General features: G+C 32.6%; 1 pseudogene. It reads right to left on the reverse strand.

The annotated features are described in order from the left end of the window. Window positions 1-237: 237 nt before the first annotated feature. Window positions 238-694: pseudogene (locus BG20_RS04550) on the reverse strand (DNA primase small subunit domain-containing protein); the annotation flags it as partial.

Consider the following 694-nt stretch of genomic DNA (forward strand, 5'->3'; position numbering starts at 1 on the left):
TTCATCGATAATATTACAGCCTGATTTCCAACGACTGCAAGTATAGAAATGGCAATAATGGCAACTATGATTAATCTGACAAATTTGCCTGTGTCAGGAGGGGGAGCTTGCTTATCAGTGGATGCGCTATACAAAATCACAGTTTCTTGATGACTGGTAAATTAATGTCTTACCAGTAAAAACTCAAAATTGAGCATTATTTTGAAAATTATGTAGTATTTGTGTGATAAACGAGTTTTAAGAGACGGTTGCCAATTTTTTGCAAATCATATATGCTGCAGCAAAAGTAGGAATTGTCACTTTTTCATTATAATATGGACCAAATTTTTTGTTTTTTAGCTCAAACTTGATGGGGCAATTGGCTGTTACCTGTATTGGAGTTTCGCTTAGAAAGGAAGCTTCTTGATATGGATCAAATTTTGCCAGATCAGAGCAGAAAATTTTTGTCAAACCACTTTTACTATTTAATGAACCCGGAAGTCTAAATATTCTATGAATATCCATTGTAACATTTGGATCAATTTTGACGCCAATAGAATCTGAGACATTCTCTAATGTTTTTTGAAATGAAGAGTATCCATTTGTAATTAATTCTGTAATTATTTTAGATCGTTTTGATTTTGAACCGTATACAGCTTTTGAAAATCTTCCTCTCCATCCTTTTTCTTCAAAATCTGGAAAAGATGATCTATTA

It is taken from the genome of Candidatus Nitrosarchaeum limnium BG20, from assembly GCF_000241145.1.
In the GTDB taxonomy this organism is placed as follows: Archaea; Thermoproteota; Nitrososphaeria; order Nitrososphaerales; family Nitrosopumilaceae; genus Nitrosarchaeum; species Nitrosarchaeum limnae.